11 protein-coding genes and 1 riboswitch are annotated in these 15,402 nt (G+C 68.0%); of the genes, 9 read left to right on the top strand and 2 right to left on the bottom strand.

The annotated features are described in order from the left end of the window. Window positions 1–222 precede the first annotated feature (222 nt). On the top strand, window positions 223–3,633 hold the full coding sequence (locus LGY53_RS30545) for a BTAD domain-containing putative transcriptional regulator (RefSeq protein ID WP_225730137.1): 3,411 nt from the start codon (window positions 223–225) through the stop codon (window positions 3,631–3,633). 21 nt (window positions 3,634–3,654) lie between these two features. Here the strand turns inward: LGY53_RS30545 and LGY53_RS30550 are convergent, their stop codons facing one another. Further along, window positions 3,655–5,016 (bottom strand): serine hydrolase, encoded by a 1,362-nt coding sequence (locus LGY53_RS30550; RefSeq protein WP_225730138.1) that lies wholly within the window; start codon window positions 5,014–5,016, stop codon window positions 3,655–3,657. A gap of 132 nt (window positions 5,017–5,148) precedes the next feature. Between LGY53_RS30550 and LGY53_RS30555 the strand changes: the two genes are divergently transcribed. From LGY53_RS30555 to LGY53_RS30590, 8 genes are all read left to right on the top strand, one after another. Beyond that, on the top strand, window positions 5,149–6,099 hold the full coding sequence (locus LGY53_RS30555) for an FAD-dependent oxidoreductase (protein ID WP_225730139.1): 951 nt from the start codon (window positions 5,149–5,151) through the stop codon (window positions 6,097–6,099). A gap of 11 nt (window positions 6,100–6,110) precedes the next feature. Next, window positions 6,111–6,249, top strand: a riboswitch (cobalamin riboswitch). Window positions 6,250–6,286: 37 nt separating this feature from the next. After that, the gene (locus LGY53_RS30560) at window positions 6,287–6,502 is read left to right on the top strand and encodes a CbtB domain-containing protein (RefSeq protein WP_308103017.1); all 216 of its coding nucleotides are present in this window, start codon (window positions 6,287–6,289) and stop codon (window positions 6,500–6,502) included. 22 nt (window positions 6,503–6,524) lie between these two features. Beyond that, window positions 6,525–7,373: a CbtA family protein gene (locus LGY53_RS30565; protein ID WP_225730140.1), complete on the top strand. Its 849-nt coding sequence runs from the start codon at window positions 6,525–6,527 to the stop codon at window positions 7,371–7,373. Window positions 7,374–7,488: 115 nt separating this feature from the next. Next, window positions 7,489–8,934, top strand: coding sequence for a carotenoid oxygenase family protein (locus LGY53_RS30570; protein WP_225730141.1), 1,446 nt, complete (start codon window positions 7,489–7,491; stop codon window positions 8,932–8,934). Between the two features lie 144 nt (window positions 8,935–9,078). After that, window positions 9,079–10,515: a GuaB1 family IMP dehydrogenase-related protein gene (locus LGY53_RS30575; protein WP_225730142.1), complete on the top strand. Its 1,437-nt coding sequence runs from the start codon at window positions 9,079–9,081 to the stop codon at window positions 10,513–10,515. Between the two features lie 268 nt (window positions 10,516–10,783). Continuing rightward, window positions 10,784–12,202, top strand: coding sequence for a hemolysin family protein (locus LGY53_RS30580; RefSeq protein WP_167479364.1), 1,419 nt, complete (start codon window positions 10,784–10,786; stop codon window positions 12,200–12,202). Next, window positions 12,195–13,259 carry a hemolysin family protein gene (locus LGY53_RS30585; protein WP_225730176.1) on the top strand — a complete coding sequence of 355 codons (1,065 nt, stop codon included), beginning with the start codon at window positions 12,195–12,197 and terminating at the stop codon, window positions 13,257–13,259. Before LGY53_RS30580 ends, LGY53_RS30585 begins: the two co-directional genes overlap by 8 nt. Next, window positions 13,256–14,110, top strand: a complete 855-nt coding sequence (locus LGY53_RS30590) for a 3-methyladenine DNA glycosylase (RefSeq protein ID WP_225730143.1) — start codon at window positions 13,256–13,258, stop codon at window positions 14,108–14,110. Before LGY53_RS30585 ends, LGY53_RS30590 begins: the two co-directional genes overlap by 4 nt. Before the next feature lie 43 nt (window positions 14,111–14,153). Here the strand turns inward: LGY53_RS30590 and LGY53_RS30595 are convergent, their stop codons facing one another. Continuing rightward, window positions 14,154–15,398 (bottom strand): acyltransferase, encoded by a 1,245-nt coding sequence (locus LGY53_RS30595; protein ID WP_225730144.1) that lies wholly within the window; start codon window positions 15,396–15,398, stop codon window positions 14,154–14,156. Window positions 15,399–15,402: the final 4 nt, after the last annotated feature.

A 15,402-nucleotide genomic window follows, 5' to 3' on the forward strand; every position in this document is an offset into this window, starting at 1 on the left:
TGATGCCGTAGCGGAGACTTGCCGACCGTATTCGTCCATCGGTTCGACGGCCGTTCGCCGCTTCATACGTCCTGCTGCTCGATGTGCGCCCCTCTTGGTTCGACGTGCTGCCGGAGCGCCGCGGCGAACCGAGATCAGAGCACTATTGCTGGGCGGGAGGCGCATGGCTCGGGCGCGGTGGGGCGACCTAACTCCGGGCGGCGGTTCTGCGAGACTCGTCGGGTGTGGGTTGGTGTTTTGGGGCCCGTCGAGGTCCGGGACGCGGCGGGAGCGCCGGTGCCGATCGGCGGGGTTCGGGTGCGGATGCTGCTGGCGCGGCTGGCGCTGACGGCGGGGCGGCCGGTGCCGGTGGAGGTACTCATCGACGCGCTGTGGGGCGCGGACGTCCCCGCGGACGCGGGTGGCGCGTTGCAGGCACTGGTCTCGCGGTTGCGGCGGGCGTTGCGCGGGGTCGGCGCGGTCGAGTTGGCGGCGGGCGGGTATCGGCTCGCGGCCATCGCTCCCACCCGATCGACGGGGCCTGGAACCGAGGTCGATGCCGACGAGTTGGCCGCCGGTGCGACGGACCACCCTCCGGGCGCCCGGCTCGGCGCCGCCGAACCGGCTGATCTCGAAGTGCGTCGTCGCACGAGTGCCGAATTCGGCATTACCGAAACGACCGGCATCCCGGCGAACCATCCCCCCAACGCCGAAACGCCGCCCGCCACTCGAGCGAACCGACACACGAACACGGGGGTCGACACCGCCCAATCGGCGGCCTTCGAGGTCGATGCCGAGCGCTTCGAGGAACTCGCCGCGCGTGGCCGCGCCGAATTGGCGGCCGGGCAGGCCGGTTCGGCGGCCGCAACACTCGGTGCGGCGCTGAAGCTCTGGCGGGGGCCTGCGCTCGCGGATGTGCTCGAGGCGCCGTTCGCGGGGCCGGCGGCGGCGCGGTTGGCCGAGTTGCGGATCGGTGCGGCGGAGGATCGGTTCGATGCCGAACTGCGGCTGGGTAGGCAGGCCGAGGTGTTGTCGGAGCTCACCGCGATGGTGGCGGCGCATCCGATGCGGGAGCGCTTGGCGGGGTTGCGGATTCGCGCGTTGGCGGCGGCCGGGCGGCAGCCGGATGCGCTGGCGGCCTTCGAGGAGATTCGGGCGCGGTTGGGCGACGAACTCGGCATCGACCCGTCCGCCGAACTGCGGGAGATCCAGCTCGCGCTGCTGCGCGGAGAACTCGCGCCCCCACCGCCGCGGATCGCGCCCCGACTGCCCGCGCAGCTGACCAGCTTCGTCGGCCGGGATCGCGAACTCTCCCTCGTGACAGAGCTTTTGGCGAGCTCGCGGTTGGTCACCATCGTCGGCCCGGGCGGTGCGGGTAAGACCAGGCTGTCGATCGAGGCGGCGGGCCGGTATCCGGCCGAGCGGGTGTGGTTCGTTCCGCTGGCCGAGGCGGGCGCGCCGGACCAGGTGTTCGACGCGGTCGTGGGTGCGCTCGAATCCCTGTCCGGGGCAACCGGTCCGGACCGTGCACCGATCGACAGACTCGTCGAACTGCTCGATACCGGTGCGGCGCTGCTCGTACTCGACAACTGTGAGCATCTGATCGAGACGGCGGCGGCACTCGCGGATCGGCTGCTCATGCGGCTACCCGAGCTGAAAATCCTTGCGACGAGCCGTGAACCGCTCGCCGTCACCGGCGAGGCGCTGTGCCATCTCGAATCACTCCCGCTGCCGCCGACGACGGCCGAACCCGAGCAGGCGGCGGATTACCCCGCGATCCGGCTCTTCCTGGACCGGGCCACCGCCGTACGCCCGGACTTCCGGCTCGACGAGCACACCCTCGGCCCGGTGCGCGAGATCTGCGCCCACCTCGACGGCCTACCGCTGGCGCTGGAACTGGCCGCCGCCAAACTCCGTTCGATGACCGCCGACCAGATCGCCCGCCGCCTGGACGACCGGTTCCGGCTGCTCACCTCCGGCAGTCGCACTGCGCTGCCCCGTCAGCGCACACTGCTCGCGCTGGTCGAATGGAGCTGGGATCTGCTCGACGATCCGGAGCGGATACTCGCGGGCCGCATGTCGATATTCTCCGGCGGCGCGAATATCGAAGCGCTGCAAGCTGTTTGCGCGGACGAGAAACTGGTCGCCGACGATATTCCGTACGTGCTGGACGGCCTCGTCGAGAAGTCGATCGTCCAGGTCACCGCCGAGCCACCCCGATACCGGATGCTCGAAACCGTCCGCGCCTATGCCGCGACCCGGATCGGCAGCGAGACAGCCGAGCTCACACCGCGTTTCATCGACCATATGCTGACTGTCGCCGAGGAGCACGAACCGCTGCTGCGCACCCGCGACCAATTGGATGCGATGGCCGTATTCGACACCGAACACGAGAATATGGTGGCCGCACTCCGATACGCCGAGGACGCGCCCACCACCGCCCGCTTCATGCGTTCGCTGTTCTGGTACTGGGGCATTCGCGGAATGAGCGCCCAATTCGCTTCGGCCATCGCCGATGTGCTCCGCCTCGGCGACGCACTACCGGCGGCCACGAGGGCGGCATTCCAGGTGATCCGGCTCATGGCGGGCGGCCCGGTCATCGAACCCGCCATTGCTGATCCCGATTCACAACGCGCACAGGCGCGTTCACTACTCGAGGAAGCCGTCCGCGCGGGGGCGGCGGCCTTCCACCCCACCGTCCCGCTGTGGATCGCGGTACAGGCCTTCCGCACCGGGAATCCGGATCTGGCCGAACGCCAACTCGCCGAGGCGCTCACCTCGCCCGATCCGTGGGTCCGCGGCAGCGCCCACCTCGCACAGGATCTCGCGCTCACCGAAGGCGGACGGCAACCTGCGGGCGCCGAAGCCAGGCGGGCGGCCCTGCGTGAATTCGAAATCGTCGGCGACCGTTGGGGTTCGGGTTTCGCCCTGCTGGCACTCGGCAACGATCACGCGCTGCGCGGCGAGCACTCAGCCGCCATCGCCACCTTCGAGCGGGCCGCCGCCTACGCCACCGAACTCGGCACCGAGGACGATGTGCTGCAGAGCCACACCAGGCTGGTGCGGGAACGCCTCCGGGCAGGCGATTTCGCGGGCGCCGCACGGGATATCGACGCCACCCAGCGCCTGGCGGCGGAACGCGGTTACACCCGTGTCGCCGCGGCGATCCTGCTCGACCTCGCCGAATCGCACCGCCGCCGCGGCGATTCGGCCCGCGCCGGACAAACCCTCGATCGGGTGCTGAAAAGCGTTCGCCACCTGCCCTTCCCGGAGCAGATCGCCCGCGACCAAGTGGCGGCCGCGCGAATGTCGCTGCACCTCACCGAATATGACGCCGCCGCGGCGAGAGACCTGCTGCCCGCCGCCACCCGCGGCGCATTCGCCCGCGGCGCGGACGCCATCGCGCGGATCGCCGAGCTGCTGGCCGGATTGCTCGCCCTGGAGAACGATCCCACCGGCGCCGCGAACGCGCTCGGCCTGAGCCAGATCATTCGCGGGGCGTTCGACGAGGGCGAACCCGAATTGCGCACGCTCCGTAGCCAACTCACCGAAAACCTCGGTGCCACCGGTTTCGCCGAGGCATTCCGGCGCGGTGTCGACCTACCCCGCCCGGCCGCACTGCACCAACTCGCCGAACTATCGGCGCCGGGCTGAGCACACAACGCGAACCAGCGATTATCCTTGTACCGCAACTCGATTCGCCAACCGCCCGGCAATATCGATACCGACCACCGCGCCGCTCGCATCCCTGGTGAAATACCCGCGCTGACCCCGCATGCCGCCGCTGGTGATGATGTATTCGTCGCGGGGCAGCAGGCCGACCCCGCCGGTGTGGCCGGGCGGCAGTTCCTGGTCGGCGGCGGCTCGAATCTCCGGTTTGATGTCGACGTCGAGATGCAGTTCGGCGCCCGACGATTCGATGATCAACCGCATCGAGCCCAGATCGTAGACGCCGACGATTTCCCGCGCCCGCGCCGCGTCGAACGGCAGCGGCTCCGGATCGCGGTCGATCACCCCGAGGTAATGTTCGAGCGCCCAGCGAACGACGGCCTGGTTGAACTGGATTCCGTCCGGGCCCGCATTCGCCAGCGAGACCACCGCGAAGTCGCGTTCCGGCACGGTGAGCAGTTCGGTGAACTGCCCATTGGTGGACCCGCCGTGTCCGACGGTGCGCACACCGTCGACGTCGCGCAGAAACCAGCACAGCCCGATGTCGTCGCCGAGGGTGCTGGCCCGCAGCGCAACCGTCGGCTGCCGCATTTCGCGCAGCAGCTCGTCGGGCAGGACCTGCGCATCGAGGTCGCAGAGGTGAAAACGGCTCCAGCGCAACAGATCCGAGACGGAGGATTCCAGCCCGCCACCGGCGTTGTCGCCGCGCGCCCGCTTGCGCAGCCGCGCCACCGACATCGTGCCGTCCTCGGCGCGGTTGTGCCCGACGGCGAACCGCCTGGTCAGCAGCTCGTCGGCGGAGTAGAGGCTGTGCTCGAGCTCCAGCGGTTCGAAAAGCATTGTGGCAATTGCCCTTTCGAAGGTCAGTCCGGTGACGTGTTCGATCATCCGGCCGAGCACGTTGTATCCGGCCTGGCTGTAGGACGCCCGCTCGCCGGGTTCGCCGATCAGGTCCAGGGTGGCCAGCGTCGCCACGTAACGGGCCAGCGCGTCGTCACCGGACCCGCTGTCGACGACCTCCCCGTTGCCCAGCCCGGAGGTGTGATTCAGCAACTGCCGCACGGTGATTCGCGCCGCGACCCGTTCGTCGGCGAGTACCAGCTCCGGCACGTACCGCCGCACGGGCGCGTCCAGCTCCACCTTTCCCCGCGTGACCAGGCACAGCACCGCGGTCGCGGTGAAGGTTTTGCTCACCGAGCCGAGCGCGAAAACCGTATCCTCGTCGACCGGCAGCGGATTCTCGACGCTGGTCACCCCGTGGCAGGCGAACACCGCCTTCCCGCCGGCGTAGATCCCGACGGCGACGCCGGGAATCCCGAACTTCGCCGCGGTGGCGCCGACGAATTCGGTGAGTGCGATATCGGACATCTCGTAACCCTTTCGACCTCGGCGGATCCGGCCCCTCGCGGGCCGCATCCGATCTGCCGACAACGGTGCCCGTGGCCGCCGACAGCCCGCCGACAGCCCGCCGACAGCGCGCTGACAACTATGATCAGCGGCATGCGGGTGGTTGTCGTCGGCTCAGGAATATCCGGACTTTCGGTGGCCGCGCAGCTACTCGCGGACGGGCACGACGTCACGATCGTCAGCGCCGAGCCGATCGCGCGCACCACGTCGTATCTGGCCGCCGCCGTCTGGTTCCCGACCGCCGTCGGCCCGAAGGATCGCGTGAACGCTTGGGGCGAAACGACTTTCGCCTACCTCGAACGCCTCGCCGCCGACGGCGTCCCCGGGGTGCGCATGTGTGAATCGCTTGCGCTCTACCGCGCCGAACCGGCGACGCCGGACTGGTCGCGGTCGGTGCGCGGATTCCGGGCGGCCCGCCCCGGCGAACTGCCGCCGGGTTACCCGATGGGCTACCGGTACGCCGTGCCGCTGGTCGAGATGCCGGTCTTTCTGCCGTGGCTGCGGGATTCGGTCGCGGCGGCCGGGGCGCACCGGATCCGGCGCACCGTGCACAGCCTCGCCGATATCGCCGACCTGACACCCGAGGCGGTGGTCAACTGCGCCGGATTGCGCGCGGGTGATCTGGTCGGTGACCCGACGCTGGTGCCCATCCGCGGCCAGATCGTGCGCGTGGTCAATCCGGGCATCTCGATCTCGGTGCGCGACGAGGCGCATCCGCTCGGCCGCGCGTACGTGCATCCCAGGCAACACGATTGCATACTCGGCGGATCGCTCGACGCGGGCCGGTGGGATGTCGCGCCCGATCCCGAACTGACGCAATCGATCCTGCAGCGCTGCCGCGACCTGGTGCCGCTGCTGGCCGAATGCGCCGTCATCGAGACACTGGTGGGTTTGCGCCCCGGACGCGAGCGGGTGCGGCTCGAACTCGACCGCTCGGCCCTGCCCGGTATCCCGGTGGTGCACAACTACGGGCACGGCGGCTCCGGGGTCACGATCGGCTACGGCTGCGCCCGCGATGTCGCGGCGATCATCCGCGATCTGTAGCGCGACAATCGTTTGACCTGTTGGATCGGGGTTTCGTATGGTTGACGGATCGGCGATTCGTGGAATCCGGTGTGAGTCCGGAACGGTCGCGCCACTGTGAGCATCCGCCAGGATGTGAGTCAGACCTCGGCGCCGTGCTCGTAATGACTCAGGGGACGCGAAATCCCCTCATACGCAAGGAGTTCCCGTGGCCACGTCCTACGCTCCCCGCTCCGGCCAACGCATCGGCGCCATCTCGATTCCGACCACGGCCCTGTGGCTGATCGGCACCACGGTGCTCGCGCTCTTGGCGATCTACTTCATCGGCATCGACCAGGGCGCGGTCTCGGTATTCGGCAGCGATATGCACGTGCACGAATTCGTCCACGACGGTAGGCATTTCCTCGGATTCCCCTGCCACTGACGGCGGGAATCGAGTCCCGACAATGGAAAAGCGGATCATCGGCCGCGGTGTGCTGCTCGGCGCGCTCGGCGGATTGCTGGCGTTCGTCTTCGCCAGGATATTGGCCGAGCCCATCATCGGCCGCGCCATCGACTACGAATCCGGCCGCGACGAGGCCCGGATGACGCTGGACAAGGCGGCCGGGCTGCCGATGCCCGATATGGGCGCCCCCGAGCTGTTCACCCGCGGTGAGCAGGCCAATGCCGGATTCGGTCTCGGTGTGATCGTCTTCGGCGCGGCGTTCGGCGCACTGTTCGCCGTCGTCTACTACCTGGCGCTGCGGCGGGCGGGCAAGATCACGCCGCGCAATCTCGCGCTGCTCGTCGCGGGCGGGATGTTCCTCGTCGTCTATGTGCTGCCGTTCCTGAAGTATCCGGCGAACCCGCCATCGATCGGGCATCCGGAGACCATCAAGGAACGCACCGCCCTGTACCTCGGGGTGATCGTGATCGGTGCGGTCGCCTTGCTCGCCGCGATCTGGGCGGGCCGGAAACTGGCCGCGCGCCTTGGCAATTGGACCGCGACCATGGCGGCCGCCGCAGGATTCGCCGTGGTGATGGGCGTGGTGCTCGCGCTGCTGCCGTCACTCGGGCAGCTGTCGGCCAATCACGCGTACGGCGATTTCGCCACCGAGACGCCGGGGCCGCTGACCGACCCGTCCGGCAAGATCGTCTATCCGGGCTTCCCAGCCGACGATCTGTATCACTTCCGGCTGTATTCCTTTGCCGCACAGCTGATCCTGTGGGCCGTGATCGGCGTCGGATTCGCCTGGCTGGCACCGCGGCTGCTCGGCGACCGGAATCCGGCGGCGCGAACCGCTACCGCCACATAGACATTCGGCACGCCTCCTCCGCAAGGAGGAGGCGCGTCGGCCGTTCGAGGGATGTGGCCATCCGTAAACATTGGTGAGATCGGCGGTGGGACAACCCACTACCGAGGAGCCGAGCATGGATCGTCGAACCCTGTTGCGCCACACCATCTCCGGAGTCGCCGTAATCGCGGCTGCGGGATTGGCCGAGACCGCGGCCGGATGCGCCGACCCGGCCCCACCACCGCCGCCCGCGCCACCGAAGCCGAGCTATCTCACCGGCCTGTTCGCACCCGTCGACACCGAAATATCGGTCGACAACCTGACCGTCGACGGCGCCATCCCGCCCGAGTTGTCGGGCCGCTACCTGCGCAACGGGCCGAATCCGAAGCCGGGCACCGATCCCGGCCTGTGGTGGAGCGGCGCGGGGATGATTCACGGCATCCGCCTGCACGGCGGGCGCGCCGAGTGGTATCGCAACCGCTGGATCAAAACCCCGGACGGTCCAGCCGTCGAACCCGGCCGCGACCTGCGCATGGGCGCGTCCAATACCAACGTGATCAGGCATGCCGGGCGCATTCTGGCCCTCTACGAGGTGCAGTACCCCTACCAGCTCACCCCCGATCTGGACACCGTAGGCCCGCACGACTTCGACGGCCGCCTGCACACCCCGATGACCGCGCACCCGAAGATCGATCCGGTCACCGGCGAGATGCATTTCTTCGGCGCTCCCATGCGGCAAACGCAGCTCACCTACCACCGCGTCGCCGCGACCGGCGAACTCACCCACAGCCTGCCCATCGCGCTCACCGACCAGGAGATGCCGATGATGCACGATTTCGCGGTCACCACCAATCACATTGTCTGGCTGGATCTTTCGGTGGTGTGGGATCGGGAATCGCAGCGCACCGGCTTCCCGAACTGGAGCGACACCCACCAGCCGCGCATCGGGGTGATGCCGCGCGAGGCCACCTCCGACCGCGAAATCCGTTGGTTCCCGGTGCAACCCAAGTGGGCGTTCCATGTCGGCAATGCATATGAGGACACCGCGGGCCGCATCGTCGTCGACGGCATCAGCGGCGACGCGGCGGGCTGGGCCGGGGTGGCGGCCATCTTCCGGGGCACCGGCGACCCGCGCGGTGTCGGCCACCTCTACCGCTGGACCCTCGATCCGGCCACCGGCCAGGCGACCGAACAGCAGCTCGACGACCTCGCGACCGAATTCCCGACCATCAACGACGCCAACGCCGGACGGCCGCACCGCTACCTCTACCGCCCGACCACCCCGATCGCGGCGGTCAGGGACAATCTGATCACCAAGATCGACCTCACGACCGGCGCCCGCGCCGACCATCGGCTCGATGCCGAAGTCGTCTCGGGCGAAACGGTTTTCGTATCCACACCGAACGCGCGCAACGAAGACGACGGCTATCTGATGTCGATCGTGCACCACCGCACCCGCGACCAGGCCGCACTGCTCATCCTCGACGCGGGCGAGCCGAGCCGAGCCCCGATCGCCACCGTCCATCTCCCCCGCCGCGTCCCGTACGGATTCCACGGCCACTGGATCCCCGACGCGGGCTGATCCGAACGCCTGCCGTTCGCTGTGACGCATACCGCGGAATCCGCGATATCCCGTGGTCACGACCGGACCTGTGACAGGCATCTCCCCGATAACGAGTGCCCGCGAATTGCGCGATGGGGCGCACCCGCGATTATCATCGTGTAAGTGCAGTTTCTCCCTGGTCATCAGCCGCCGTACGACCTGACCTACGACGACATCTTCCTCGTCCCCAACAGGACCGATGTCGCGTCACGGTTCGACGTCGATCTCTCGACGGTCGACGGGTCCGGCACCACCATCCCGATCGTCGTGGCCAATATGACCGCGGTCGCGGGCCGCCGGATGGCCGAGACCGTCGCCCGCCGCGGCGGCATCGTCGTCCTACCGCAGGACCTCCCGATCAGCGCGGCCGCCGACACCATCGCATTCGTCAAGAGCCGTTCGCTCACCGCCGACACCCCGGTCACCCTGGATCCGGAACGTTCGGTGTCCGAGGCCGTCGCGCTGATGCACAAGCGGGCGCACGGCGCGGTGGTCGTGGTCGACGGCGGACGGCCCGTCGGCGTCGTCACCGAGGCGACCTGCACCGATGTCGATCGCTTCGCCCGGCTGCGGGATGTCGCCGTCACCGATTTCGTGCAGGCGCCCGCCGACACCTCGCCGCGCGAGATCTTCGACCTACTCGAGGCCAGGCATGCGCACCTCGCGGTGCTCACCACCGCCGACGGCGCGCTGGCCGGTGTGCTCACCCGGACCGGGTCCATCCGCACCGGCATCTACGCTCCCGCCGTCGACGCCAAGGGCCAGCTGCGGGTGGCCGCCGCGGTCGGTATCAACGGCGATGTCGCGGCCAAGGCCAAGGCGCTCGTCGACGCTGGCGCCGATCTGCTCGTCATCGACACGGCGCACGGCCACCAGGCCAAGATGCTCGAAACCCTGCGCGCGGTAAAGGATCTCGCGCTCGGCGTGCCGCTGGTCGCGGGCAATGTGGTGTCCGCGCAGGGCACCCGCGACCTGGCCGCCGCGGGCGCCGACATCATCAAGGTCGGTGTCGGCCCCGGCGCCATGTGCACCACCCGCATGATGACCGGCGTCGGCCGCCCGCAGTTCTCCGCGGTAGCCGAATGCGCCGCCGCCGCAAAGGAAATCGGCGTGCACGTGTGGGCCGACGGCGGCGTGCGCCACCCGCGCGACGTCGCGCTCGCACTGGCCGCGGGCGCATCCAATGTGATGATCGGCTCCTGGTTCGCCGGCACCTACGAATCGCCCGGCGACCTGCGCGTCGACCGCGACGGCAATGCGTACAAGGAGAGCTTCGGCATGGCGTCCAAGCGCGCCGTCGCCGCCCGCACCGCCTCCGATTCCGGCTTCGACCGGGCCCGCAAGGCGCTGTTCGAGGAGGGTATCTCCAGCTCGCGCATGCGGTTGGATCCGGAGCGTCCCGGCGTCGAGGATCTGATCGACCACATCACCTCGGGCGTCCGCAGCGCCTGCACCTACGCGGGCGCCAGGACCCTGACCGAATTCCATGAGAAGGCCGTGCTCGGCGTGCAGTCGGCGGCCGGTTTCGCGGAGGGGCGGCCGCTGCCGAGCGGTTGGTGAGCCCGGCCGTCATAGCGGCAGTGCGCACCGCGTGATTTCGAGACGCGCCAGGCACCGGCCGACACGTTCACTCGTGTCGGCCGGTAGCATTGGTGTCCACAGTCTCGAGTCCATGCGAAAGGAACCAGTTGTCACCCGCGTCCGAGGGCGCCGCACAGGAGGGCTCCTCTATCGAGCCGGGTGACCAACCCGGCGCTCTCCTTCCCACAGCGGCCCGCATATCTCCCCCGGCATTCCCGATCACCGTACGGTCCAGGTGGTGCTGACGATGTCCGTCGCGCTGACCGTGCTGAGCCTGGTCGGTTTCATCGCTTTGACGGCGGGCACGGCCCTCTTCGTCGCCGCCGAATTCTCCCTCACCGCGCTGGAGCGCAGCACCGTCGAATCACATGCCCGCACCGTCGGCGACGTGCGGTCGCGGATGGTGCGGCAGGCGCACCGCACGCTCTCGTTCCAGCTGTCCGGCGCCCAGCTCGGCATCACCATCACCACGCTGATCACCGGTTATATCGCCGAACCGGTGCTCGCGCGCCTGCTCCGCCCGGCGTTCTCCGCGATGGGCCTGACCGACGGTGCCGCACAAGGCATTTCGCTCGCGCTCGCGCTGGTGCTGGCCACCTCGCTATCGATGATCTACGGCGAGCTGGTGCCCAAGAACATCGCCATCGCCAAGCCGCTCGCCACCGCGCGCACCACCGCCCCGGCGATCATCGCGTTCTCCTCGGTGTTCCGGTGGATGATCAAATTCCTCAACAACACCGCCAACTGGGTGGTGCGCGCGCTCGGGATCGAACCGGCGGAGGAGCTGCGCTCGGCGCGCTCGCCGCAGGAACTCGGTTCGCTGGTGCGCACCTCGGCGGTGCGCGGCGCGCTGGATCAGCGCACGGCGCAGGTCATCGACCGCTCACTGGAATTCGGTGAGCGCAGCGCGGAGGAGCTGATGACGCCGCGGGTCAAGATCGAAGCCCTGGACCAGGACGACACCATCGCCGATCTGATCGCCGCCGCGAGCCGCACCGGTTATTCGCGTTTCCCCGTCATCGACGGCGATCTCGACAACACGTTGGGCGTCGTGCACGTCAAACAGGCATTCACCCACGCCGCCAACGTGCGCCGCACCATCCCGCTGCGCCTGCTGGCCCGTCCGGTGCCGATCGTGCCCGCCAGCCTCGACGGCGACGAGGTGCTGGAACGCGTGCGCGCCGACGGTATGCAGGTGGCGCTGGTCGTCGACGAATACGGCGGCACCGCGGGCATGGTGACGATGGAGGACCTGATCGAGGAGATCCTCGGCGATGTCCGCGACGAGCACGACGAGGAGGAACTCGACGTGCGCCGGGTCGCCGACGGCTGGGACTGCTCCGGCCTGCTACGCATCGACGAGGTCTCGCGCGCCACGGGTTACGAGGCGCCGGAGGGCGAATACGAAACCCTCGGCGGGCTCGTGCTCACCCGGCTCGGCCGCATACCCGTCGCGGGCGATGAGGTGGTGCTGCCGAATTCCGTCGCACACCAATGGGGTTCGCCCGCCCACCCGGACGATCTGAGCGAGGGCGGCTGGCTCGCGCTGGTCGAGCGGATGGACGGCAGGCGCATCGATCGGGTGCGGTTGATCCCGGTCACCGCGGATGTGCTGATGGCCAAGGAACATTCGAGTATGGCGGCGGGTGAGTACCACCATGGGTGATCTGCTCGGTGTGCTGCTGACGGTGGTGCTGCTAGCGGGCAACGCCTTCTTCGTCGGCGCCGAATTCGCGCTCATCTCCGCGCGCCGCGACCGGCTGGAAGCCCTTGCCGCACAGGGTAAGCGCAAAGCCGATACGGTGATCCGGGCGGGTGAGAACCTGTCCATGATGCTCGCCGCGGCACAGCTCGGCATCACCATCTGCTCGATCCTGCTCGGCCGGATCGCCGAACCCGCCGTCGCACACCTGCTGCGGGGCCCGTTCGAATTGCTCGGCCTGCCGGACCAATTGCTGCATCCGGTGGCGTTCACGCTCGCGCTGGCCATCGTGGTGATCCTGCACATCCTGTTCGGCGAGATGATTCCGAAGAACATCGCGCTGGCCGGTCCGGAACGCAGTGCGCTGCTGCTGGTTCCGATCCACCTGATGTGGCTGCGGCTGGCCCGCCCGCTCATCGCGCTGTACAACCTGGCGGCCAATCTTTCGCTGCGGATGCTGCGGGTGGAGCCGAAAGACGAACTGCAGGCCACCGTTTCATCGGTGGAGCTGGCCGAGATGATCGGCGAATCCCGATCCGAGGGCCTGCTCGACGAGGAGGAGCACCGGCGGCTCACCCAGGCGCTGGGCACCAGCGACCGCACCGTCGCCGATGTCCTGGTGCCGCTGACCACGACCCGATCGGTTCCGCTGCGCGGCAACGGAACCACGCTCGGCGATATCGAAACCGCCGTCGCCGAAACGGGTTTCTCGCGGTACCCGGTGCGCGCCGGTGACGGGTCGCTGGTCGGCTATCTGCATGTCAAGGACGTGCTGGACAAGGTCGCCGACGAGAGCGCGGGCCCGGCGACGCCCATCCCGCGCACCGATATCCGGCCGCTGCCGACAGTGCGCGCGGGCACGACGCTGTACGAGGCGCTGGCCCGGCTGCGGCGCACCAACAGCCACCTCGGCCGGGTGGTCGACAACCACGGCAACACCATCGGCATCGTCGCGCTGGAGGATCTGGTCGAGGAATTCGTCGGCACCGTGCGCGATACCACCCACCGGGTGATGGAATGACGGTGCTGCCCGAGGCGCGGTGGCGTGCGCTCGCCGCCGCGCACCGGGACCGGGTGGACGCGCTCGTCGGACCGTATCTGCGACAGCGGCGAGCGGGTTCGAAACATCCGGTGCTCGATTTCCTGTTCACCTACTACGGGAACAAGCCCGCGCAGCTCGAGCGCTGGCATCCCGGATTCGGGGTGGTGCTCGCCGGCGCCCGCGAATACGACGGCGCGCGCGGCTATCACGCGGTCGACGGCGGTCATACCGCCGACCCGGCCTATCTCGCGCGCCGGCGCGGCACCGTGGAGTTCGTCGCGAACCTGTTGCGGGCCACCGCATCCCGGCCCCCGCAGCTGTCCTGCTTCGGCCTGCACGAATGGGCCATGGTGTACCGCGCCGAGGAGGTGCGGCACCGGCAGGTGCCGCTGCGCCTCGGCCACCACGGCACGGACGCCGTCGTCGAGTCGATGCAGTTGCGCTGCACCCACTTCGACGCCTTCCGCTTCTTCACCCCCGACGCGGTAGGCCGCAACGCCGAACAACTCACCCGCGCCGATCAGCTCCGCCGCGAACAGCCCGGCTGCCTGCACGCGAATATGGACCTCTACAAGTGGGGTTTCAAGCTCACCCCGCTGATCTCGTCCGACTTGCTGTTCGACTGCTTCGAATTGGCGTGCACCGCAAGAGAACTCGACATGAAAGCGAGCCCGTACGACCTCTCCGAGTACGGATACGAGCCCGTGCGCATCGAAACGCCTTCCGGGCGAGCCGATTACGTCCGCCGCCAGTCGGAGGTCGCCGAGTGCGCAAGTGGTCTGCGCGCTCGCCTTCTCGACGTCTGCCAGGAACTGCTCACGCATCCATAGCCGCTCGAGTCGTATCTACCACTGCCACAATCTGTTTCGGATTTCACGCACGACCGGTGGCCATTCGAGCCACCGGCCGCACCGGCTCCCGTGCAGCGACAGATGTGGTACGCGCCTTCCGCTTGGTGATCGGAAGATCGATGCAGACATATATCGCCGCACCGAGACCGATCGACAACGCCAGGCAAACGAGGGACCAGAGAAGCCAACCCCACACGTCGTAACTCTTGCCGCTGAGACAGTATCGGGTTACCGCCACCATCACCGGGTACTGAATCAGGTAGAAGGCGTACGAGATGTTGCCGAGCCATAGCATTCCCGGTCTCGAGTTCATGGTTCGGATTCCGGATACATCGCGGACGCATGCGGTGGCGATTACCGCCGCCGTCGGCAACAGTATGAGCACGGACAGCTTGTAGTTGATCGGCACGAACCAGGTGAGGCCATAGCTGCCGACCAGGGCCAGCAGTGGATACCGCAGTCGAGTATTCGTCCACCCGCCGGTCATGACGTATTTCGCGGTGAGCACCCCGATATAGAATTCCGGCAATCTACTCGGTGGAAAATTGTAGCTCAACCAGTACGAGGGTGATACCGGTATATCGGGCTGCGCGAACCATATCGGTGAAGCATGGATCTCGTATTCCGGCGTGGTGTTCCCCGGTTGCAGTCGCGGCAGAAATATGTTCTCGATGCCTTTCGGCCCGTCGGCGACGAGATAGTAAACGGTATGCAGCCCGACAATGGCCAGAAATATCACCCCTATCGCCCATACGACGCACTTTCCCGGTAGCCGATCCACCAACGGGGCCAGCAGCGGGAACGACAGGTAGAACAGCATCTCCGAGACCAACGACCAGGACGGAACATTGAGCCCGCCCAGCGAGCTCCAATGCGGGACCCAGGTGTGTACCAGCAAGAGGTCGGGCAGCCATACCACGGGACGCGAAAGCGGAACGGGTGCCACGGCGATCAGAAACAGCACCGCCGCGATATGCGAAGGATAGATTTTCCGGACTCGGCGCAGCAGAAAGCTCGAATAAGTGTCTCCGGGCCGTCGTATCCAGTAGAGAATAAATCCCGAGAGCACGAAGAAGAATGTCACCCCGGCGGCGCCGAGCTGCATCGGTATGAATTCGTGAATCTTCTGGAAGAGTGGGCTTTTCTGGAACGGGTAGGCCGGGATAAAGACCACCGCGTGCAGTACGAATACAGCGGCGGCGGCCCACCAACGCATTCCGGTCAAGGACGGCAGCGCTACCTCCTGCCGCCCGGTTCGAATCGCCATCGGC

This window comes from Nocardia sp. JCM 34519.1 (assembly GCF_020361265.1).
Taxonomy (GTDB): domain Bacteria; phylum Actinomycetota; class Actinomycetes; order Mycobacteriales; family Mycobacteriaceae; genus Nocardia; species Nocardia arthritidis_A.